Here is an 18,795-nt window from a genome sequence, read left to right on the forward strand (position 1 = left end):
TCCTGCCATCCCCTGTCTGCCGGTCAATCAGTCCGGAAAGCTTCGCTTTGCGCCGCTGAAAAACTCCATAAGCGCTGCCTGGTCCTCTCCACCGAGCCCTGCTGCCGTGAGCATCCGGTGCACCTCGGCGCAAACAGCCGTCAGCGGCATGGCCGTGTTGGTGCGTCGGGCGAGATCCTGCGCGCCGTTCAGGTCCTTCACCATATTGTCGATCCGGCCGGTGCGGCGGTAATCCCTGGCCACGTAACGCGGCATGTACTCCTGCAGGATGGCGCTGTCGGCGCGGCCACCCTTCAGTGCCTGCGGAATTTTTGCGGCATCGACGCCGGCGTCCAGCGCCAGTTGCGTCGCTTCCGCTACAGCAAGGAAGTTCAGACCGCACAGAACCTGGTTGATGAGTTTCGTGGTCTGCCCTGCGCCGCAGGGTCCCATATGAGTGTAATTGCTGGCCACATGTCGCAGCACGCGATGCGCATCGGCCACATCCTTTTCGCTGCCCCCCGCCATAAGCGTCAGTTGGCCGACAAGCGCCTTGGGCGCGCCGCCCGAAAGCGGGCTGTCCACCCAGCGCAGGCCCTTTTCGGCGGCATCGGCTGCCAGTTCCTTTGTGGCTTCCGGATCGATGGAAGACATGTCGATGATGAGCGTGCCGGGCTTGGCCCCCGCCGCGACACCATCCTTGCCGAAGACGGCAATGCGAACGATTTTCGGCGAATTGAGGCTGAGAATGACCACATCGGGAATCGACGCTGCTTCCGCCGCTGTGCTCGCGCTCTGCGCGCCGAGGCTCGTCAGTGCCGCCACCTTTTCCGCATCCAGATCGAAAACCGTCAGCTGATTGCCGGTCTCTATGAGCCGTGTCCCGATCGCCCCGCCCATGGCGCCTGCGCCGATCAGTGCAACTTTGTTCTTCTCGGTCATGGTGGTCACGGCCTCCTCCCAAAGCGTCGTGGTGTCGTCGTTCAAGCCCGGATGGCGGTGCAGCCGGCCATCCGGGCCTGGGGTGTCAAAGCGAGGCGGTAATGCCGCCGTCGACGTAGAGAATGTGGCCGTTCACGAAGGATGAGGCATCGGACGACAGGAAAATGCAGGCGCCGACGAGCTCTTCGACCTTGCCCCAGCGACCGGCCGGCGTGCGCTTTTCAAGCCATGCCGAAAAGGTCTCGTCCGCAACAAGGGCGGCGTTGAGCGGGGTGTCGAAATAACCGGGCGCAATGGCGTTACACTGCAGTCCATATTTGGCCCAGTCCGTCGCCATGCCTTTTGTCAGGTTGCCAACGGCACCCTTGGTGGCGGTGTAGGGGGCGATGCCGGGGCGGGCAAGGGCGGTCTGAACGCTGGCGATGTTGATGATCTTGCCACGGCCGCGGCCGATCATGTGGCGCGCGGCAGCCTGCCCGGCGTGAAACACCGAGGCGACGTTGGTTTGCAGCAGGCGCTCGAAGGCATCCGCCGGAAAATCCTCCAGCGGCGTTCGGTGTTGCATACCGGCATTGTTGACGAGGATATCGATGGCGCCGACCTCCGCTTCGAAACGGTCGATCGCCTCGCGCACCGCGCCGTGATCGGTAGCATCGAAGGCAAGCGTTCTGGCACCCTTGATGCTGGCTGCCGCTGCCTTCAGCTTCACCTCATCGCGCCCGTTCAGCACCACTTCCGCCCCTGCTTCCGCCAGCCCGTGCGCCAGCGCCAACCCGATGCCCTGGGACGAACCCGTGATCAGGGCGCGGCGGCCGGAAAGATCGAACAAATTAAGGCCCACTGTTTCCTCCAGTCTCTCGACATTGCATTCTTGAAAGTATATGTTACCGATAACATTCATCCCTTTGAGGGCGGATGTCAAGGCTGATGCGCCCGCTTTCGGTACGTATCGGGCGGGTGGCGAACTGACAAGGTGCATCGAGGCGCATCTTGCGGCAGCAATGGGATGAAGAATTTTATGCGCCATAATGGCGCGCGCTTGAACGGGAGTTGTCATGAAAGCGATTGTCGCCCACGGGGCAAAGGATGTGCGCATCGAAGACCGGCCGGAGGAAAAGCCGGGACCGGGTGAGGTGCGGCTCCGTCTGGCCAGGGGCGGAATCTGCGGCAGTGATCTGCACTATTACAATCATGGCGGTTTCGGCGCCGTGCGGTTGCGTGAACCGATGGTGCTGGGCCATGAGGTCTCCGCCGTCATTGAGGAACTGGGCGAAGGCGTCGATGGGCTGAAGATCGGTGGTCTGGTTGCGGTTTCGCCATCCCGCCCGTGCCGAACCTGCCGCTTCTGCCAGGAAGGCCTGCACAACCAGTGCCTGAACATGCGGTTTTATGGCAGCGCCATGCCTTTCCCGCATATTCAGGGCGCCTTCCGCGAGGTCCTGGTGGCCGATGCCCTGCAATGCGTGCCAGCCGATGGCCTGAGCGCCGGTGAGGCCGCCATGGCGGAACCGCTGGCGGTAACGCTGCACGCCACCCGCCGCGCCGGTGATATGCTGGGAAAACGTGTACTTGTCACGGGCTGCGGCCCGATCGGTATCCTCTCCATTCTGGCCGCGCGCCGCGCCGGTGCAGCTGAGATCGTCGCCACCGATCTTTCCGATTTCACGCTTGGCAAGGCGCGTGAGGCGGGTGCGGATCGCGTCATCAATAGCAAGGACGAGCCCGACGCGCTTGCCGCCTACGGTGCGAACAAGGGAACCTTCGATATTCTCTATGAATGCTCAGGCGCCGCCGTGGCGCTTGCCGGCGGTATCGCGGCGCTTCGCCCGCGCGGCATCATCGTCCAGCTTGGCCTTGGCGGCGATATGAGCTTGCCGATGATGGCGATCACCGCCAAGGAACTCGATCTGCGCGGTTCCTTCCGCTTCCATGAGGAATTCGCAACCGGCGTTGAATTGATGCAAAAGGGCCTGATCGATGTCAAACCTTTCATCACCCAGACCGTTGATCTCGCCGATGCCATCTCGGCCTTCGAATTCGCTTCCGACCGCAGCCGCGCCATGAAGGTTCAGATCGCTTTTTCGTAAGCAAGGTTTCTACGCGCGAATACGCCGACGTTTCGATTGGCGGCGGGTCATCTTGCCGCCCATTTTTTCGGCGGGTTCTTGGCCGTGGCGACTCGTAAAGATGTTATCGATATCATCGACTGCTTCGGGGACTTCGTTCCGGCCTTGAGCCGGAATCCAGCCGACACGCGTCTGCGCGACGAGAGAGGCCTTGCGGCCCGAGGACTTGGGCTGGCTGGATTCCGGCTCAAGGCCGGAATGACGGAGGGAAAGTGACGGACGCCAGCAAATGCTCCAGCCTGTCATACCCCCCAACGCGACTGCCGCATATTTTGCCCGGACTGCACCCAGGACCGTCTATACCAGCGTCGTCTCTGCCCATTTGCACATTTTGACGCAGGTCAAAAAGGTGATTTGCCGCCAGTCGTTTTTTGCGTTATCGAAATTTCAGAAATTACTGAAAATTCAGAAAGAAGAGAAATGTCTTCCAATCTCTCCCCGCTCGTTCAGTCCTTCGTGCTGCATTTCGGTGAGATGGGCAGCCGCTGGGGCATCAACCGCACTGTCGGCCAAGTCTATGCTCTGCTTTACATATCGCCACAGCCGCTCTGCGCGGACGATATTGTGGAGGCGCTCGGCATTTCGCGGTCCAACGTGTCGATGAGCCTCAAGGAACTGCAAGCCTGGAATCTGGCAATCCTCAAGCACTTCCCCGGAGACAGGCGTGATTTTTTTACGACGCCTGAGGATGTCTGGCACATCCTGCGAACGCTTGCTGAGGAGCGCAAGAAACGCGAAATCGATCCGACCCTCAGCGTGCTTCGGGAAATCCTGATGGAAACGCCGGAAAACGAAGATGAGCGTCATGCGCAGAGGCGTATCGATGAGATGAAGACGCTGATCGAGCAGCTGACGGGTTGGTATGACGATGTGAAAAGGCTGGAGACGGAACGGCTGGCTTCTCTTCTGGCGCTCGGCTCCAAAGTCACCAAGCTTCTGGAGGCCAAGGACAAGATCGTTTCCCTTGGTCGGCCCCGCGTCGCGAAAAAGGACGGCTAAGGCGATCATGACCATGTCCTCCCAGACCCCTCCCTTGGCCGTCAGCCGCGATGACGGCTGTTCCGCGCCGGTTGCACTGTCGCTCGGTGCGCGGCGGGTCTTTTCCATTCCTGGCGGCAAGCCCCTCGCCGATAAAGCGCCCACCCCGCAAAAAATGCACGCACCGGGGGCGGCAAGGTCGGCTTCCCTGCTGCATGCTCTCGTTTCGCTGTTCTGGTTGCCACAGGCGGGTCTGCTTGCCTTTTCCGTCGGAAAAATTGCTGATGGTGCGCCAATGATGGCGCTCATGCCGCCGGCTGCCGCCATTTTTCTTCTCGGTATCCTCAAGGCCCTTCTGGAAAAAACCGCAGCGCGCATGTCGTTCCGTATGGCGCGGGCGGCTCTTTCGCAGCGGCGGCTGGAAGCGCTCCACGCCTTGGCCAGGGTCTCCCCGCTCGACCTCTCGCGAACGGCTTCCGGTGAGGTGGCAGCTGTCGTCGCCGAAACGTCGGAAGCACTGGTGCCCTATCTTTCCCGTTTTCAGCCGGCAAGGATGAAGGCAACGATCGTTCCCGTGGCATATGCCCTCGTCATCCTTCCGTTCAGCTGGATCGCGGCGCTGGTGCTTTTGCTTGCCATGCCGACCATTCCGCTGTTCATGGCTTTGATTGGCTGGCAGGCCAAGGCCGCCAGTGAAAAGCAGCTTGTTGAGGCCGGCAATATGAACGCCTTCCTGCTCGACCGGCTGCGCGGGCTGGAAACGATTCGGGCGCTGGAAGCGGTCGATCTAACGGCCACACGCCTGAGCGCCGATGCGCAGAATCTCAAGAAGAGAACGATGGCGGTGCTCAGGATCGCCTTTCTCTCATCGGCAGTGCTTGAGCTTTTCGCGGCGCTCGGCGTCGCCATGACGGCCGTTTACATCGGTTTCCATCTGCTCGGCTTTCTCGATTTCGGCGCGTGGGGTCAGAAACTGACGCTTGCCGAAGGTCTTTTCATCTTGCTTCTCGCGCCGGCATTTTTCGAGCCTCTGCGGGAACTGTCCGCCGTCTGGCACGACCGGGCGGCCGGCGAGGCTGCGCTCGGCGCGCTCAACAATCTGGCGAAGGGTGGGGCGGCTATTGCAGGCACGGGCAAGGACGCGCCGGACGTGACAGTTGCGACGCCGGCAACCGTGGATATGCATGACCTGACCTTCGCCTATCCCGGTGCATCGCCCGTGCTTCGAAATTTCGATTTCAATGTCCGGGCGGGTGAAACAGTGGCACTTCTCGGACCCTCCGGTTGCGGCAAATCCACGGTGCTCTCCGTTATTGCCGGGCTCGCCAAGGCCCAGGGCGGCACGATAAAAATCGGCGGCACCGTACTCGACGATGAGACGGCGGACATACTGCGCAAATCCATCGGGTGGATTGGCCAGAAGCCGTTTTTCACAGCCGGCTCGCTGGAGGCGAACATTCGCTTCGGCCGGGCCGGCATCACGCGGAGCAGGGTTAAAATGGCGCTCGAAAGCACCGGCCTCGATCAATTGTCGTCTTCCCGCGGGCATCTGCCGGTGGGAGATGGCGGCCATGGCATTTCCGGCGGTGAAGCGGTGCGGCTCGCCATTGCCCGTGCCTTCGCCGACCCCGCCGCACGGCTCATTCTGGCCGATGAGCCGACAGCGCATCTCGACCGCGAGACGGCCGAACTCGTTACGGAAAACCTGCTGCAACTGGCAAAGGGAAGGACGTTGATCGTCGCGACCCACGATCCGGTGCTGGCCGCGCGCATGGACAGGGTCGTGGATATGGCGGCGGTGAGATCGGGAGATCCCTCATGATGTCGCGCTTCGCCATATTGAAACCCGTTATCGCCCTCTTCTGGTCGGCACGGAGCGGCATGTTGCTGGCCGGTGCGGTTCTGGCGGCGACCACAGTGCTGGCAGGCATCGGTCTGCTTGGCATATCCGGCTGGTTTATCACGGCCACCGCCATTGCCGGCCTGCTTCCGGCGACAGCTTATGCTTTCGACGTTTTTGCACCTTCAGCCGCCATTCGCCTTCTTGCGCTGGCCCGCACCGCCGCGCGGTATGGTGAGCGCATGACGACCCACGAGGCCACGCTTTCCATCCTCGCGGCACTTCGGGAAAAGCTGTTTCGCGGTTTTGCCGCGCCGCAGGCGGCGAAAAATCTCCAGGCTAGGCCGGCGCGCCTTTTGAACCGGCTGACAGCGGATATCGATGCGCTGGATTCACTCTACCTGCGTGTGCTGCTTCCCGCGGCCGTCGCGGCCCTTGCGGCGATCGCAACCGGCATCGGGCTTGCTTTCATTGATCCGCTTGCCGGTCTTCTGGCTGCATTGTTTCTTGTCGCTTCCGGCCTCGGTATTGCGGTGCGCGCAGCTGTGCGGGCGGAGAAATTCTCGCGCCGCAGGGCGGTCGGTCTGGAGGCGCTACGCGCTCGCGCGGCGGATCTTGTCGGCGGGCAGGCGGAACTGCTCGTGGCCGGCCGGCTTGCCTCACAGGTCGAGGCGGTGAAACGGGCCGATGATTATCTGCTCGATTGTGATGAAGCTTTGAACCGCATTGAGACGAATGCCGGGTTTTCCTTCGGTGTTGCAACGGCGGTACTTTTGAGCGCGACGCTTCTCGGCGTGGCCTGGCTGGCGGAGCAGGAAAAGCTCGGTGCGCCCGCCGCGGCGCTTGGCCTGCTGGTCTGTCTGGCGGCGCTGGAGCCGTTCACGGCGCTGCGCCGTGGTGCGATGGAACTGGGACGAACGCTTTTTTCCGCACGCCGGATTGCACCACGGCTCGCGCCTGCAGCTGCGTTGCACTGTCCGCCCCTGCCGGCTGGCGGCATTGCGGCCAAGCTTCAGGGCGTGCGCCTCGAACGTGAAGGCAACGTAGTGCTGACGGGTATCGAGCTTGAGATCTGCGCCGGAGAAAGGCTTGCGATCGTCGGTCCAAGCGGCGCGGGCAAGACAAGCCTCATCCAGCTGCTGGCGGGCGAATTGCAGCCGTCGGCAGGCTCGGTCAGCGCGCTGCCGTCCAGCCCTATGACACAGAGAAGCCAGCTCTTCCGCGACAGCATCGCCGACAATCTAAGGCTGGCAAATCCTGCCGCGACCGAGAGCCAGTTGTGGGATGTCCTCACGGCGGCCGGCCTTGCCGAATACGTCAAGGCCATGCCGGGACAGCTTGAGGCGAGGCTTGGCGAAGCGGGACAGGGGCTTTCCGGCGGCCAGTCGCGCCGGCTTGCGCTGGCCCGCTTCCTGCTCACCGACAAGCCCCTCTGGCTTCTCGACGAGGTGACGGAAGGGCTGGACGGCGAGACCGCCCGCGACGTGCTTGCCCGCCTGTTTGCCTCGGCGGAGGGCAGGACCGTCGTGGTCATCACCCATAATCGCCGCGAGGCGGAATTCGCAGACCGCATCGTCGTGCTGAAAGAGGGGCGTCAATTTGATGAATGTCAAAGCGGCACTCCGGAATACGGCGTAGTGCTGAACACATTGCGCCCGGACTGAGATTTTTTTGAGAGCCGGCGTCGTCTTACAAATGGAAGGCCGGCCTTCCGGAAAAGGTGGATAAGACCATGGAACTCGACATAGTGGCGCTGTCGCGCCTGCAATTTGCGGTGACGGCTCTCTATCACTTTCTGTTCGTTCCCCTGACGATCGGACTGTCGGTGGTGATCGCCATCATGGAAACGGTCTATGTCATGACCGGCCGCACAATCTGGCGGCAGATGACGAAATTCTGGGGCACCCTGTTCGGTATCAATTTCGTGCTGGGCGTCTCCACGGGCATCGTCATGGAATTCCAGTTCGGTATGAACTGGAGTTATTACAGCCATTATGTCGGCGATATCTTCGGTGCGCCGTTGGCGATCGAGGGCATGATGGCCTTCTTCCTGGAAGCCACCTTCGTCGGTCTGTTCTTTTTCGGCTGGGATAAACTGTCGAAGCTCGGCCATCTCGTCGCGACATGGTGTGTGGCGCTCGGCTCCAATTTCTCAGCGCTTTGGATATTGATCGCCAATGGCTGGATGCAGAACCCCACGGGCTCCGCCTTCAATCCCCAGACCATGCGCATGGAAGTAACTGACTTCTTTGAAGTCCTGTTCAACCCGGTGGCGCAGGCGAAGTTCGTTCACACGGTTTCCGCCGGTTATGTCACGGCATCCATCTTCGTGCTCGGCGTTTCCGCCTGGTATGTGCTGAAAGGCCGCCATGTCGATCTTGCCAAACGCTCGATGACGGTTGCTGCCTCATTCGGCCTGGCGTCCGCGCTGTCCGTCGTCGTGCTGGGTGATGAAAGTGGTTATCTTTCGACCGAACACCAGAAGATGAAGCTCGCCTCTATCGAAGCCATGTGGGAGACGGAGCCTGCGCCGGCCCCGTTCACCGCCATCGGCTTTCCGGATCAGGAATCGCGCGAGACACATTTTGCCGTGAAGATCCCGTGGGTCATGGGCCTCATCGGCACACGCTCGCTCGATACGGAAATTCCCGGTATCAACGATCTCGTGGAGCAGGCCAAAACCCGCATCCGCGACGGCATCAAGGCCTATGATGCCCTGATGCAGATTCGCGCCACCGGCAAGGGCGCCGAATTGCCGGAAGAGGTGCGCGGCACCTTCGCGGAACTCGGCCATGAGCTCGGTTACGCCCTGCTGCTGAAACGCTACGTGGACGATCCTCGTCAGGCGAGCGAAGAGCAGATCGCCAAGGCGGCGGCGGATACCATCCCGCATGTGCCGACGCTCTTCTGGTCGTTCCGCATCATGGTTGGTCTCGGCATGTTCTTCATCCTTCTGACCGCGACCTTCTTCTATCTTTCGGCCCGCCGCCGGCTGGATCATTACCCGTTGCTGCTGAAGGTGGCGGTATTCGCCATTCCGCTGCCATGGATCGCGGCGGAAATGGGCTGGGTCGTGGCCGAGTTCGGCCGCCAGCCATGGATCATCGAGGGCGTGTTGCCGACCGCAGCCGCCGTCTCCAGTCTCAGCGCGTCCACTGTCCTCATCACGCTCCTGTGCTTCATCGCCATCTACACGGTGCTGTTCATCGTCGAGATGGGCCTGATGTTGAAAGCGATCCGCAAGGGCCCCGATCCGGACCATCAGCCGGAAGCGCCGCTCGTTCCTGAAAAACTCGTCGCTGCGGAGTAAACGATCATGATATTGCACCAACTCATCGACTACGAAATCCTCCGCATCATCTGGTGGCTGCTGCTTGGCGTGGTGCTGATCGGTTTTGCCGTGACCGGCGGTTTCGATCTCGGCACCGGCGCGCTGTTGCCCTTCGTGGCGAAAACGGATGTGGAGCGGCGTGTCGTCATCAATTCCATCGGCCCGGTCTGGGAGGGTAATCAGGTCTGGCTCATCCTTGGTGGCGGAGCGATCTTCGCGGCCTGGCCGCCGCTATATGCGGTGTCATTCTCGGGGTTCTATCTGGCCATGTTCGCCACCCTGTTTGCACTAATCCTGCGGCCGGTCGGTTTCAAATATCGGTCCAAGCGCGAGAGCACCGCATGGCGCACCGGCTGGGACTGGGCGCTCTTCATCGGCGGCTTCGTTCCTTCGCTTATCTTCGGCGTGGCGATCGGCAACGTACTGCAGGGTGTTCCCTTCCACCTCAATGACGATCTCAGGATTTTCTATGACGGGACGACGCTGTTTGAACTTCTGAACCCCTACGCCATTCTCTGCGGGCTTGTATCCGTCGCCATGCTGGTCATGCATGGCGCCGCATGGCTGGTACTGAAAACGGATGGTCCGGTGGCGGCCCGCGCCCGCAGTTTCGGCTCCGTCGCCGCACTTGCCACCACCGTTCTCTTCGCGCTTGGCGGCGTTCTTCTGTGGCTTGGTATCGATGGTTATCGCTTCACCTCGGAAGTCGTGACCGATGGACCGTCCAATCCCTTGTCAAAGACGGTGGAGATTGCAACCGGGGTCTGGTTCTCCAATTATGCAGCGCATCCATGGATGATGCTGGCGCCGGCCCTCGGCCTTGTTTTTCCGCTCGTCGCATTGCTGTTGTTGACGCTGCGCCGGGAGGTGATGGCGCTGCTTGCCAGTTCGCTCGCAATCTTCGGCATCATCTCGACGGTGGGCCTCACGATGTTTCCTTTCATCCTTCCGTCTTCGGTCGATCCGAAATCGAGCCTGACGGTGTGGGACGCGTCTTCCAGCCATATGACGCTGTTCATCATGCTGGTCGTCGCCCTCATCTTCATCCCGATCATCGTCGCTTACACCTCGTGGGTCTATCGGGTGCTGTGGGGCAAGGTGGATGAAAAGGCGATCCGCGATGAGAGCGGTCATGCTTATTGATCAAGAAAGAAGGAGATCGAACATGTGGTACTTCGCCTGGCTGCTCGGCCTGCCTCTCGCCGCCATCTTCGCCGTCATGAATGCGATGTGGTATGAGTTGATGGAAGAAAACGCGAAAAAGGCCGAAGCCAAGCTGGATAGATAGCGGCTTGATGTGCGCGACACGAAAGGGGCGGCATCCAAACCGGATGACGCCCCTTTTTTAAGGCCGGTGCCTGCTAGGCGCTGCTTCAGTGGATAGCAATACCGCGCTTGTCCGCTTCTTCCTTGATAATGTCTTCGACGATGGTTCGCTTCAGACCCGGATCTCCCAAAAGGTAATCGTCGGCGATTTCGAAGATCGATTTCGGGTTCTCCGTTCCCTGCAGGGTGTCGAGATCGCGACCGATCTGCTCCCTCAAGCTGGAATAGTCGTCCATGGCGGCCTCCGTTTATCGGTTCAGTCCAGAAGTTCGGCCGGAACCTTGCCGCCGTTTTCGGAAAGTTTCTTGATGACGGCCTTGTGCAGCCAGATGTTCATGGTCGCCGAATCCGAGGTATCGCCGGTGTAACCGAGTTCGCTGGCGAGTTCCTTTCGGGCGGTCAGGCTGCTGTCGAGGTCGAGGGCCTTGAGAAGGTCGACGATGGAGTGCTTCCAGTCCAGCTTCTGGCCGTTTTTCTTGACCGCCGCATCCAGGATGGACGCTACATCGACGTTGCCGGTAGAAGCCGGTGCCGCCGTTGTCGGTGCAGGTGAAGCCGGTGCGGCAGGGGCTGCTGCAGTTGTGCTGGCAGTGCCCGTCGGCGTGCCGGCCGGAGCCGAAGTCTGTGGGGCGGCTTCCGCCTTGCCGAAAATCGCGTTCTTGATCTTGTCGAAAAAGCTCATTCTGTCCTCCCCTTAGCGGCGAAATGCACGCCCGACGGCAATAAGAATGCAGGCGCCGATGAAACCGGCAATGAGATAGCCAATCCAGCCGCCGAGCGAAACGCCCACCAGTCCCAGAAGGAAATTGGCGACGATGGCACCGACGATGCCAAGGATAATGTTCATGAAAACACCCATATTGCTTTTCATGAACTGTTCGGCGAGCCAACCAGCTACGCCGCCAATGATGATTGCTGCAATCCAGCCAACTTGTGCGTCTTCCATAACAGGCCTTTCCTTTCTAAGAGAGGTCAAAAGGCATATGGACCCGCTTTGTGCGCACGTCCCCCCGCCTTGAATCGACCCCAGGCGGAATAATAACGATGGCGCGGAAAATTTGTTCCGTGCCGCGTGCAGGCTTCAATTTTTGCTCTCGAAATCCAGTCCGATATCCAGAACCGGCGCGCTGTGGGTCAGCCAGCCGATGGAGATGAGGTCGACGCCCGTGGCGGCGATGGCCGCAGCCGTCTGTGGAGTGATGCGCCCGGACGCTTCGGTAATGGCACGACCGGCGACGATTTTCACCGCTTCGCGCAGCTGTTCAGGCGTCATATTGTCGAGAAGAACCGCATCGACACCTTCATCCATCGCCTCGCGCAACTGTGAAAGCGTGTCCACCTCGACTTCTATCTTGACGAGATGGCCGACACCCTTTTTTGCACGGCGGATCGCGTCACGCACGCTGCCCGCCACGGCGATGTGGTTGTCCTTGATGAGAACAGCGTCATAGAGTGCAAAACGGTGGTTCATGCCGCCGCCGGCGCGCACGGCGTATTTTTCCAGTGCCCGGAGGCCTGGTGTGGTCTTGCGGGTGCAGGCGACCGAAGCATTGGTCCCGGCGATGGCCGCGACGATCTTAGCCGTGACGGAGGCGATACCCGACAGGTGGCCGAGGAAATTCAAAGCCGTACGCTCTGCCGTCAAAAGCCCGCGTGAAGGCCCCCTGATCGTTGCGACGGTGTCGCCCGGTGCGACGGAAGCTCCATCCTGCACGTTCCGCTCTATCGTGATGGCCGGGTCCACGAGCTGGAAGGCCAGTTCCGCAGCATCAAGCCCGGCGACGACACCCTCTTCGCGTGCCGCCATGACGACGACCGACCGGTGATCGGCGGGAATGACGGCGGTAGAAGTGACGTCGCCAGCAAGGCCCAGGTCTTCCAGAAGGGCGTTACGGACCAGCGGTTCGATGATGAGGCGGGGCAGGGGGGCAAGGGTCATGTCAGGCGGTCCGTGCGAAGCTGGAAGAGGAGGGGCTGGTCGAGGAAAGGGCATGGGCAAGGTCAATCACCTCTGCCATGCTCAGGCGACGCCTCGTCGCCGTCGCATCCTTCCCAGGAAAATCATCGCGGAAATGCGCTCCGCGCGATTCCGTCCGCAAGGCGGCAAAAACAGCGATCGCCAGACCCACGAGGGCGGGATCGGATGCCGGGCCCTTTCCCTCCACGAGCGGCAGTAAATCCCGGATCGCCTCGGTTAGGCCCGCCGCATGTCTGACGATACCGAGATGTCGGGATATAATGGCGCGGACGGTGGCGGGATCGGCGGCAGGATGGTTCACCGTGCGGGCTGCAGAAGCGGTGGTACTCGGAGGTGCGAACGAGGGCTGGGTGGCGATATCCTGCGCCGCACGCATACCCATTGCGGCAGCTTCCAGCAGGGAATTGCTGGCCAGCCGGTTGGCGCCGTGAAGCCCCGTGCAGGCGGCCTCGCCGGCGACCCACAGGCCCGGCACCGAACTTCGGCCTCTGCCGTCCGTGGCAATGCCGCCCATATGATAGTGCACGGCAGGGCGGACGGGGACCAGTTCACGGGCCGGATCTATTCCAGCCTCCCGGCAGAGCAGGTCGATTGCAGGAAACCGGGCGGAAAAGCCGGAGCCAAGGGCCTTGCGGGCGTCAAGAAACACCCTGCCGCCGCGCAGGATTTCACGATCTATCGCGCGTGCGACGACGTCGCGGGAGGCGAGTTCCGCGCCGGGAACAGGGGCCATGAACCTTTCACCGCTTTCGTTGAGGAGAAGTGCGCCTTCGCCCCGCACCGCCTCGCTGACCAGCGCCAGCGGCCGCCGCGCTGAAGAAAGCGCCGTCGGATGGAACTGTACGAATTCCATGTCGGCAAGAATTGCGCCAGCGCGGGCGGCCAGCATGATGCCCTGTCCGAAATTGCCGGAAGGATTGGTCGTGGCCTCGTAGAGGCCGCCGAGGCCGCCGGTGGCGAGAACCACCCGCGTTGCCGGCAGAACGAAGCCGCCTTTCGGTCCGGCGCAGGCGAGGCCCGCAATCGCGCCGTCCTGTGTCAGCAGCCGGCGCACTTCTGTGCCTTCAAGAACCGTGATCGACGGTGTGCGCAGAACGGCGGCGGCGAGAGCCCTGACGATGGCCGCGCCCGAACCGTCGCCCTCGGCGTGCAGGATGCGCCTTCGGCTGTGGGCGGCCTCCAGCCCGAAGATGGGCCTGCCATCGGCATCCCGGTCGAAGCGCACCCCGGCCTGCTCCAGCGCCTCGATGACAGCAGGGGCGGCGGAAACGATATCGGCGGCCATTTCCGCATCGCAGAGACCGTCTCCTGCGGCGAGCGTATCGGCAAGATGCAGCGCGACGCTGTCATCGGGACCGAGGCTTGCGGCAATGCCGCCCTGCGCCCAGGCGCTCGACGTTTCGCCGCCAAGCGCACCACGTGTCAGAAGGAGCACGGGCTGCGGCGCAAGTGTCAGCGCCGCCATCAGGCCGGCAATGCCGCTGCCGACGATGGCCGTCCAGTCCTGCTGCGGCAAGCGCTCGCTCATACTTCCAGCATCCTTTCCACCGCGCGACGGGCGGCGGCGGCGATGGCCTGATCGACAGTCACTTCGTGGCGGTTTTCCTCAAGGGCTGTGCGGATATTTCCGAGCGTGATGCGTTTCATGTGCGGGCAGAGATTGCACGGGCGGATAAATTCGACGTCCGGGTGATGCACGGCGACATTGTCGCTCATCGAGCACTCCGTCAGAAGCACCACGCGGGCGGGGCGCTCACGACCGACATAGTCGGACATGACGGCGGTAGAGCCGGAAAAATCCGCGGCCTCGACAACCTCAGGCGGACATTCGGGATGCGCCAGTACGATCACGCCGGGATGGCTTTCCCGCAGCTCCCTGATGTCATCGGCGGTGAAAAGCTCGTGCACTTCGCAATGGCCGCGCCAGGCGATCAGTTCGACATTGGTTTCCATGGCCACGTTCTTCGCCAGATATTCATCCGGCAGCATCAAGACGCGCGGCACGCCGAGCGATTCCACCACCTGGCGGGCATTACCCGACGTGCAGCAGATATCGGACGCCGCCTTCACTTCGGCGGACGTGTTCACATAGGTCACAACAGGCACGCCGGGATAGGCCTTTCTCAGGAGGGCGATATCCTCCGGCGTGATGGAATCGGCAAGCGAACAGCCGGCAGCCATATCCGGAATGAGCACGGTCTTTCTCGGATTGAGCAGCTTCGCCGTCTCGGCCATGAAATGCACGCCGGCGAGAACGATGACATCCGCCTCCACCTCCATCGCCTTGCGGGCAAGGGCAAGGCTGTCGCCGACGATATCGGCGACACCATGGAATATTTCAGGTGTCTGGTAATTATGGGCGAGGATGACGGCATTACGCTTGCGCTTCAACTCAAGGATCGCCTCCACATCGTCCTGGAAACCCATCCATTCGGCCTTGGGGATGACGCGGGCGACGCGGTCGTAAAGGCTTGCGGCGGAAATCTGCTCGATCACGATGCTCTCCCATTTATGCTCGTTTTGAGTATATCTAGAACGAAGAGATATTCTCATTGTGAGTATATGTCAATTGCGGGAGAGCGGCAGTTTCGTTCCGGAAAGGGCGCGTTCATCGAGGACGGTCTGGCGGAAGCGGAAAAGCTTTGCCGGTCGTCCGCCGGTTTCCGTAGCCATGTCGCCGGTTTCTTCCACCAGTTGCTGCTGTTCGATCAGCCGTCGAAAATTCTGCTTGTGCAGCGTCAGCCCGGCCAACGCCTCGACGGCGCGCTGCAATTGCAGCAGCGTGAAGGTATCGGCCATCAGTTCGAATACCACCGGCCGGTATTTGATTTTGGCCCTCAACCGGGCAATTCCGGTGGCGAGGATGCGGCGGTGATCGGCGAACATCGGCCTTCCGAAATTGATCCGGGGTTCGGCCTGCGCTTCCTCAACCAGCCCCGCCTCATACAGCAGCTCATAGCGCTGAAGGGTGAGTTCCTCGTTCCAGCCGCCGCCGTCGAGGCCGAAGGTAAAATCGGCCCGCAAGTGGCGCTGGCTTTTACAGGTTGGGTCGGAATCCGCCCATGCCCGCAGCTTCTCGATGATGCTGGCGAGAACCGCGGGGTGTCCTTGGCGATGGTCTTCCCACGGGAAGTAATCGTACCACCCGTGCCAGAAAGGACGTTTGCCGTCCATCGCCTCCTGTTCGCGGACAAGTCCCAGATAGCCGATGGAGATGGTTCTGCCGCCCGGAATATCGTTGTTTCGGTCGCGATCGGCGAAGGTGTAGAGCTGCTCGAGATAACCGACGGGATGATGCGTCTGCTCGTGAATCCATTCCCGCAAGCCGCTTTGAAGCGTCCTGTGACCGAATTCGAAGGGTCCCGAAGGAAGCGCCGCCCCCGCCCGAACGGTCATCACGCGCGGTTCATCTCCGGTAATGGCGGTGACGACGGCAATGAGTTCGGCATGGGCAAGCCCGATGGTCACGGCGGCTCCTGTGATCTGTGGCGGCAAGGTCAACCTTCTTTGGCACAGGAAGATCGCTTCGCCAACATGGCTGCCGAAATGGCCTGTCGATAAGCGACCGGCCAAAAAAGATACTATATCAGACAAAAGAATGAATTCTTGTGGTTAGCCGTTTATCGTCCATTATGGTAGAGACCCGCCACAAGCATCTCAGACTGTTGAAGGCCGATGTTGAAGAACATATCTCTCGAAGAGACACTTGTGGGTTACTACACCTGGAACATTGGGCAAAATCTGGTTTATCTGGATGCCGTGGCCGCGCGCCTGCGGGAGGTTCGCCCGGAAAAGGCCGCCCGCGGTATCCCGGTAGAGGATTTCATTGCGCAAATCGAAAGCGGCTCCCGGGCGCGTGTGGCTGAAGCGGTCTATAATTCGCTGACGAACGGCGTGTTTTACGATCAGGAATATCGTATCCAGCTCACCTCTGGTGGTTTTCGCTGGCTGCGGACAACAGGACGCGTGATCCTCGACAGCGATCGGCTTCCGATCATGGCCATGGGCACGGTCAGGGATATCAGCGCAGGCAAGCTTCTATTGATGTGATGGGCGGCCGTGGCCTCTCGCAAGGGGACGTCAGGCCGATTTTATTTTGTTCATTGTTTTTGATTTTGCGGTGACATGGTCCGGCAGGTCGCAATTTTGCTGTTTCAGATCGTCCTGGTCATAGGCGTCGCCATAGCCGGCATGCGTATTGCCTCGCTCGTCAATGGCGAGACTGCCTCCGCCTCGGCAGGACTTGCGCCGAACACCGAACAGCTGTGGACCACCTCGCCCGTACGGGTTGACCCCATCCGGCAGGAATACGAGCGCGTTCCGACCCCGCCGGATCCCTTCCCGCTGAAGATGCATGCCGACCAGCGCCTTCGCGTTATCTCCAGCAGCCGCTTCACCTTCAAAAACGAGGAGTTCCGCCTCGCAGGCGTGGAGGAGGTGGAGAGAAACCGTGTCTGCACCACCCCGGACGGCCGCCGTTATGCCTGCGGCCTCAATGCCTTCAAAGCGCTGGAGAACCGTTTGCGCGGCAGATATATTGAATGTCGCGTGGTGGAGGAGAGCGGTGCGCTCCGTTCTCTGGAATGCCGTATCAACGGACAGGATGTGCGGGCGTTATTGCGATAGATGGCCGCGTGAGGTGGGACTGAAGGTCGCACGATCCAGATTTTACTGACGTGATGAATTTTATCTTGGGAAATTTGGTGGAGCTAAGCGGGATCGAACCGCTGACCTCTTGCATGCCATGCAAGCGCTCTCCCAGCTGAGCTATAGCCCCATAAGGGTTCCGGCATTTCTTCCGGTTCCGGGAACCGAAGCGGTTGTTGTTCCGTTCGGTGGCGGCTTACTACTGCGGCTTTCCGACGAGTGCAAGCATAAAAAACGGCCCGGCGTCATTTTTTTGTCGTCGGGCCGAATTGTCGAATAAAATCAAGCTTCTTCGTCGTCGCCCGATACGCCGATGATGCCGGACATGTCGTCGTCGTCATCTTCGTCGTCGGTTTCCAGGAAGGTGTCGTCGTCGTCGTCGATTTCAACGTCATCGTCGTCGCCGAGATCAGGGATATCGTCGCCGCTGTTGTCGCCGTCGGCATCTTCCAGCGACACGAGTTCGACTTCCGTGTTTTCGGTATCGACTTCCGCTACATCCTCTTCTTCAGCCTGCTCGAGCTTTGCCTGAGCTGTGCTTTCCTCGAAGAAGGAGAGCGGCCAGGACTTGCCGGTGTAAGGAGAAACGACCGGATCGCGGTTCAGATCGTAGAACTTCTTGCCGGTATCGGGGTCTGTGCGCTTGGTACCAAGTTCCGCTTTTGCCACTGTCTAAGCCTCAAATTGTCGAATGAGTTTCGGTGTGTACGCCGTAAAACCGGCATAGACGGTAAAATTTATAGCCGGTCCCCTTAATCGTTGCGCTCTTTCGTGTCAAAGACAAACTTCGGGTGCCTCCTGCCTTGGCGCAACCCCTGTGCGGGAATGCTGATATAAATCGTAAGGCGTGTCGCACTCTATTATATGAATAACAGATGCACAGGCGGAAAGCTTAATGACCTTCACGATCGCCATAGACGGGCCGGCTGCGGCGGGCAAGGGAACCCTGTCGCGAAAGATCGCGGAAGCCTACGGTTTTCATCATCTCGATACCGGGCTGACCTACAGGGCGACAGCGAAGGCGCTTCTGGACGCGGGCCTGCCGCTGGATGACGAGGCCGTGGCGGAGAAGGTCGCCCTGGAGGTCGATCTTGCGGGGCTCGACCGCTCCGTCCTGTCCCGGCACGATATTGGCGAAGCCGCGTCGAGGATTGCGGTGATGACGCCGGTGAGGCGGGCGCTCGTGATGGCGCAGCAGCGTTTTGCCTTGAGGGAGCCGGGTACGGTTCTCGATGGCCGCGATATCGGCACGGTAGTATGCCCGGATGCGCCAGTGAAGCTATATGTCACCGCCTCTGCCGACGTGCGGGCGCGCCGGCGCTACGATGAGATTCTGGCCAATGGCGGCACCGCGGATTATGATGCCATTTTCGCCGAGGTGAAAAAACGCGACGAGCGCGACATGGGCCGCGCCGACAGTCCGCTGAAGCCGGCGGAAGACGCACACTTGCTAGATACGTCGGAAATGAGTATAGAGGCGGCGTTTCAGGCCGCGCGCACGATCATCGACGCCGCTCTGAAGAGATAGGTTTTTCGCGGAACGGCTTCCTGCCGTCTGCGTTTAGTCAGGAATTGCCCGAAGACATGTCCTTGCGCCGGAAAGCCTTTTGAAAAGGCGGGCATGGGGTCGGGTATCAACAACACTAGC

Annotated in this window: 20 protein-coding genes and 1 tRNA gene; 10 read left to right on the forward strand and 11 right to left on the reverse strand. The window is 60.8% G+C overall.

Going from position 1 to position 18,795, the window contains the following annotated elements; translation table 11 throughout:
* Positions 1–27 precede the first annotated feature (27 nt).
* Positions 28–921 (reverse strand): NAD(P)-dependent oxidoreductase, encoded by an 894-nt coding sequence (locus WA845_RS15770; RefSeq protein WP_112555374.1) that lies wholly within the window; start codon positions 919–921, stop codon positions 28–30.
* Positions 922–1,006: 85 nt separating this feature from the next.
* The gene (locus WA845_RS15775) at positions 1,007–1,762 is read right to left on the reverse strand and encodes an SDR family oxidoreductase (protein ID WP_044459459.1); all 756 of its coding nucleotides are present in this window, start codon (positions 1,760–1,762) and stop codon (positions 1,007–1,009) included.
* Between the two features lie 214 nt (positions 1,763–1,976).
* Here WA845_RS15775 and WA845_RS15780 point away from each other — a divergent pair, with 214 nt between their 5' ends.
* From WA845_RS15780 to cydX, 7 genes are all read left to right on the forward strand, one after another.
* Positions 1,977–3,008, forward strand: a complete 1,032-nt coding sequence (locus WA845_RS15780; RefSeq protein WP_022563448.1) for an L-idonate 5-dehydrogenase — start codon at positions 1,977–1,979, stop codon at positions 3,006–3,008.
* 459 nt (positions 3,009–3,467) lie between these two features.
* Positions 3,468–4,046, forward strand: a complete 579-nt coding sequence (locus WA845_RS15785) for a GbsR/MarR family transcriptional regulator (RefSeq protein WP_004437788.1) — start codon at positions 3,468–3,470, stop codon at positions 4,044–4,046.
* 13 nt (positions 4,047–4,059) lie between these two features.
* Positions 4,060–5,847 carry a thiol reductant ABC exporter subunit CydD gene (gene cydD, locus WA845_RS15790; RefSeq protein WP_443111968.1) on the forward strand — a complete coding sequence of 596 codons (1,788 nt, stop codon included), beginning with the start codon at positions 4,060–4,062 and terminating at the stop codon, positions 5,845–5,847.
* A complete protein-coding gene (locus WA845_RS15795; protein ID WP_112555378.1) occupies positions 5,844–7,529 on the forward strand; it encodes an amino acid ABC transporter ATP-binding/permease protein in 1,686 nt (561 codons plus the stop codon). The genes cydD and WA845_RS15795 overlap by 4 nt, the downstream gene beginning before the upstream one ends.
* A 68-nt stretch (positions 7,530–7,597) precedes the next feature.
* On the forward strand, positions 7,598–9,175 hold the full coding sequence (locus WA845_RS15800; protein ID WP_006698090.1) for a cytochrome ubiquinol oxidase subunit I: 1,578 nt from the start codon (positions 7,598–7,600) through the stop codon (positions 9,173–9,175).
* Between the two features lie 6 nt (positions 9,176–9,181).
* Positions 9,182–10,339: a cytochrome d ubiquinol oxidase subunit II gene (cydB, locus tag WA845_RS15805; RefSeq protein WP_035207590.1), complete on the forward strand. Its 1,158-nt coding sequence runs from the start codon at positions 9,182–9,184 to the stop codon at positions 10,337–10,339.
* A 22-nt stretch (positions 10,340–10,361) separates the two neighbouring features.
* Positions 10,362–10,484: a cytochrome bd-I oxidase subunit CydX gene (gene cydX / locus WA845_RS15810; RefSeq protein ID WP_006698088.1), complete on the forward strand. Its 123-nt coding sequence runs from the start codon at positions 10,362–10,364 to the stop codon at positions 10,482–10,484.
* 85 nt (positions 10,485–10,569) lie between these two features.
* Here the strand turns inward: cydX and WA845_RS15815 are convergent, their stop codons facing one another.
* The 7 genes from WA845_RS15815 to WA845_RS15845 form a co-directional block, all read right to left on the reverse strand.
* Complete coding sequence (locus WA845_RS15815; RefSeq protein WP_004437805.1) at positions 10,570–10,758, reverse strand: hypothetical protein; 189 nt, start codon at positions 10,756–10,758, stop codon at positions 10,570–10,572.
* 20 nt (positions 10,759–10,778) lie between these two features.
* Positions 10,779–11,204 carry a DUF3597 domain-containing protein gene (locus tag WA845_RS15820; protein ID WP_004437809.1) on the reverse strand — a complete coding sequence of 142 codons (426 nt, stop codon included), beginning with the start codon at positions 11,202–11,204 and terminating at the stop codon, positions 10,779–10,781.
* 12 nt (positions 11,205–11,216) lie between these two features.
* Entirely contained in the window at positions 11,217–11,468 is a 252-nt protein-coding gene (locus WA845_RS15825; protein ID WP_004437812.1) for a GlsB/YeaQ/YmgE family stress response membrane protein, read from the reverse strand.
* 135 nt (positions 11,469–11,603) lie between these two features.
* Positions 11,604–12,461, reverse strand: a complete 858-nt coding sequence (nadC, locus tag WA845_RS15830; protein WP_044459454.1) for a carboxylating nicotinate-nucleotide diphosphorylase — start codon at positions 12,459–12,461, stop codon at positions 11,604–11,606.
* Position 12,462: 1 nt separating this feature from the next.
* On the reverse strand, positions 12,463–14,028 hold the full coding sequence (locus tag WA845_RS15835) for an L-aspartate oxidase (protein WP_112555380.1): 1,566 nt from the start codon (positions 14,026–14,028) through the stop codon (positions 12,463–12,465).
* Complete coding sequence (gene nadA / locus WA845_RS15840) at positions 14,025–14,996, reverse strand: quinolinate synthase NadA (protein ID WP_162719225.1); 972 nt, start codon at positions 14,994–14,996, stop codon at positions 14,025–14,027. Before nadA ends, WA845_RS15835 begins: the two co-directional genes overlap by 4 nt.
* A 69-nt stretch (positions 14,997–15,065) precedes the next feature.
* A complete protein-coding gene (locus tag WA845_RS15845) occupies positions 15,066–15,968 on the reverse strand; it encodes an NUDIX hydrolase (protein WP_112555437.1) in 903 nt (300 codons plus the stop codon).
* 207 nt (positions 15,969–16,175) lie between these two features.
* On the opposite strand from WA845_RS15845, the gene WA845_RS15850 reads away from it, so the two are divergent.
* Entirely contained in the window at positions 16,176–16,550 is a 375-nt protein-coding gene (locus tag WA845_RS15850) for a PAS domain-containing protein (protein WP_006698082.1), read from the forward strand.
* Between the two features lie 75 nt (positions 16,551–16,625).
* Positions 16,626–17,126 (forward strand): thermonuclease family protein, encoded by a 501-nt coding sequence (locus WA845_RS15855; protein WP_112555384.1) that lies wholly within the window; start codon positions 16,626–16,628, stop codon positions 17,124–17,126.
* A gap of 75 nt (positions 17,127–17,201) precedes the next feature.
* On the opposite strand, the gene WA845_RS15860 is transcribed toward WA845_RS15855, so the two are convergent.
* Positions 17,202–17,277 (reverse strand) — tRNA-Ala (locus WA845_RS15860).
* Positions 17,278–17,429: 152 nt separating this feature from the next.
* Entirely contained in the window at positions 17,430–17,816 is a 387-nt protein-coding gene (locus tag WA845_RS15865) for a TIGR02300 family protein (RefSeq protein ID WP_004437826.1), read from the reverse strand.
* A 226-nt stretch (positions 17,817–18,042) separates the two neighbouring features.
* Between WA845_RS15865 and cmk the strand changes: the two genes are divergently transcribed.
* Positions 18,043–18,675 (forward strand): (d)CMP kinase, encoded by a 633-nt coding sequence (gene cmk, locus WA845_RS15870; RefSeq protein WP_004437829.1) that lies wholly within the window; start codon positions 18,043–18,045, stop codon positions 18,673–18,675.
* Positions 18,676–18,795 lie beyond the last annotated feature (120 nt).

Source organism: Agrobacterium sp. CMT1 (assembly GCF_037203725.1).
In the GTDB taxonomy this organism is placed as follows: domain Bacteria; phylum Pseudomonadota; class Alphaproteobacteria; order Rhizobiales; family Rhizobiaceae; genus Agrobacterium; species Agrobacterium pusense.

Bases quoted from the DNA above. Each gene is read 5' to 3' on its own strand.
- WA845_RS15770 (WP_112555374.1), bottom strand. From the start codon at position 921: ATGACCGAGAAGAACAAAGTTGCACTGATCGGCGCAGGCGCCATGGGC.
- WA845_RS15780 (WP_022563448.1), top strand. From the start codon at position 1,977: ATGAAAGCGATTGTCGCCCACGGGGCAAAGGATGTGCGCATCGAAGAC.
- WA845_RS15785 (WP_004437788.1), top strand. From the start codon at position 3,468: ATGTCTTCCAATCTCTCCCCGCTCGTTCAGTCCTTCGTGCTGCATTTC.
- cydD (WP_443111968.1), top strand. From the start codon at position 4,060: ATGTCCTCCCAGACCCCTCCCTTGGCCGTCAGCCGCGATGACGGCTGT.
- WA845_RS15795 (WP_112555378.1), top strand. From the start codon at position 5,844: ATGATGTCGCGCTTCGCCATATTGAAACCCGTTATCGCCCTCTTCTGG.
- WA845_RS15800 (WP_006698090.1), top strand. From the start codon at position 7,598: ATGGAACTCGACATAGTGGCGCTGTCGCGCCTGCAATTTGCGGTGACG.
- cydB (WP_035207590.1), top strand. From the start codon at position 9,182: ATGATATTGCACCAACTCATCGACTACGAAATCCTCCGCATCATCTGG.
- cydX (WP_006698088.1), top strand. From the start codon at position 10,362: ATGTGGTACTTCGCCTGGCTGCTCGGCCTGCCTCTCGCCGCCATCTTC.
- WA845_RS15815 (WP_004437805.1), bottom strand. From the start codon at position 10,758: ATGGACGACTATTCCAGCTTGAGGGAGCAGATCGGTCGCGATCTCGAC.
- WA845_RS15820 (WP_004437809.1), bottom strand. From the start codon at position 11,204: ATGAGCTTTTTCGACAAGATCAAGAACGCGATTTTCGGCAAGGCGGAA.
- WA845_RS15825 (WP_004437812.1), bottom strand. From the start codon at position 11,468: ATGGAAGACGCACAAGTTGGCTGGATTGCAGCAATCATCATTGGCGGC.
- nadC (WP_044459454.1), bottom strand. From the start codon at position 12,461: ATGACCCTTGCCCCCCTGCCCCGCCTCATCATCGAACCGCTGGTCCGT.
- WA845_RS15835 (WP_112555380.1), bottom strand. From the start codon at position 14,028: ATGAGCGAGCGCTTGCCGCAGCAGGACTGGACGGCCATCGTCGGCAGC.
- WA845_RS15850 (WP_006698082.1), top strand. From the start codon at position 16,176: ATGTTGAAGAACATATCTCTCGAAGAGACACTTGTGGGTTACTACACC.
- WA845_RS15855 (WP_112555384.1), top strand. From the start codon at position 16,626: ATGGTCCGGCAGGTCGCAATTTTGCTGTTTCAGATCGTCCTGGTCATA.
- cmk (WP_004437829.1), top strand. From the start codon at position 18,043: ATGACCTTCACGATCGCCATAGACGGGCCGGCTGCGGCGGGCAAGGGA.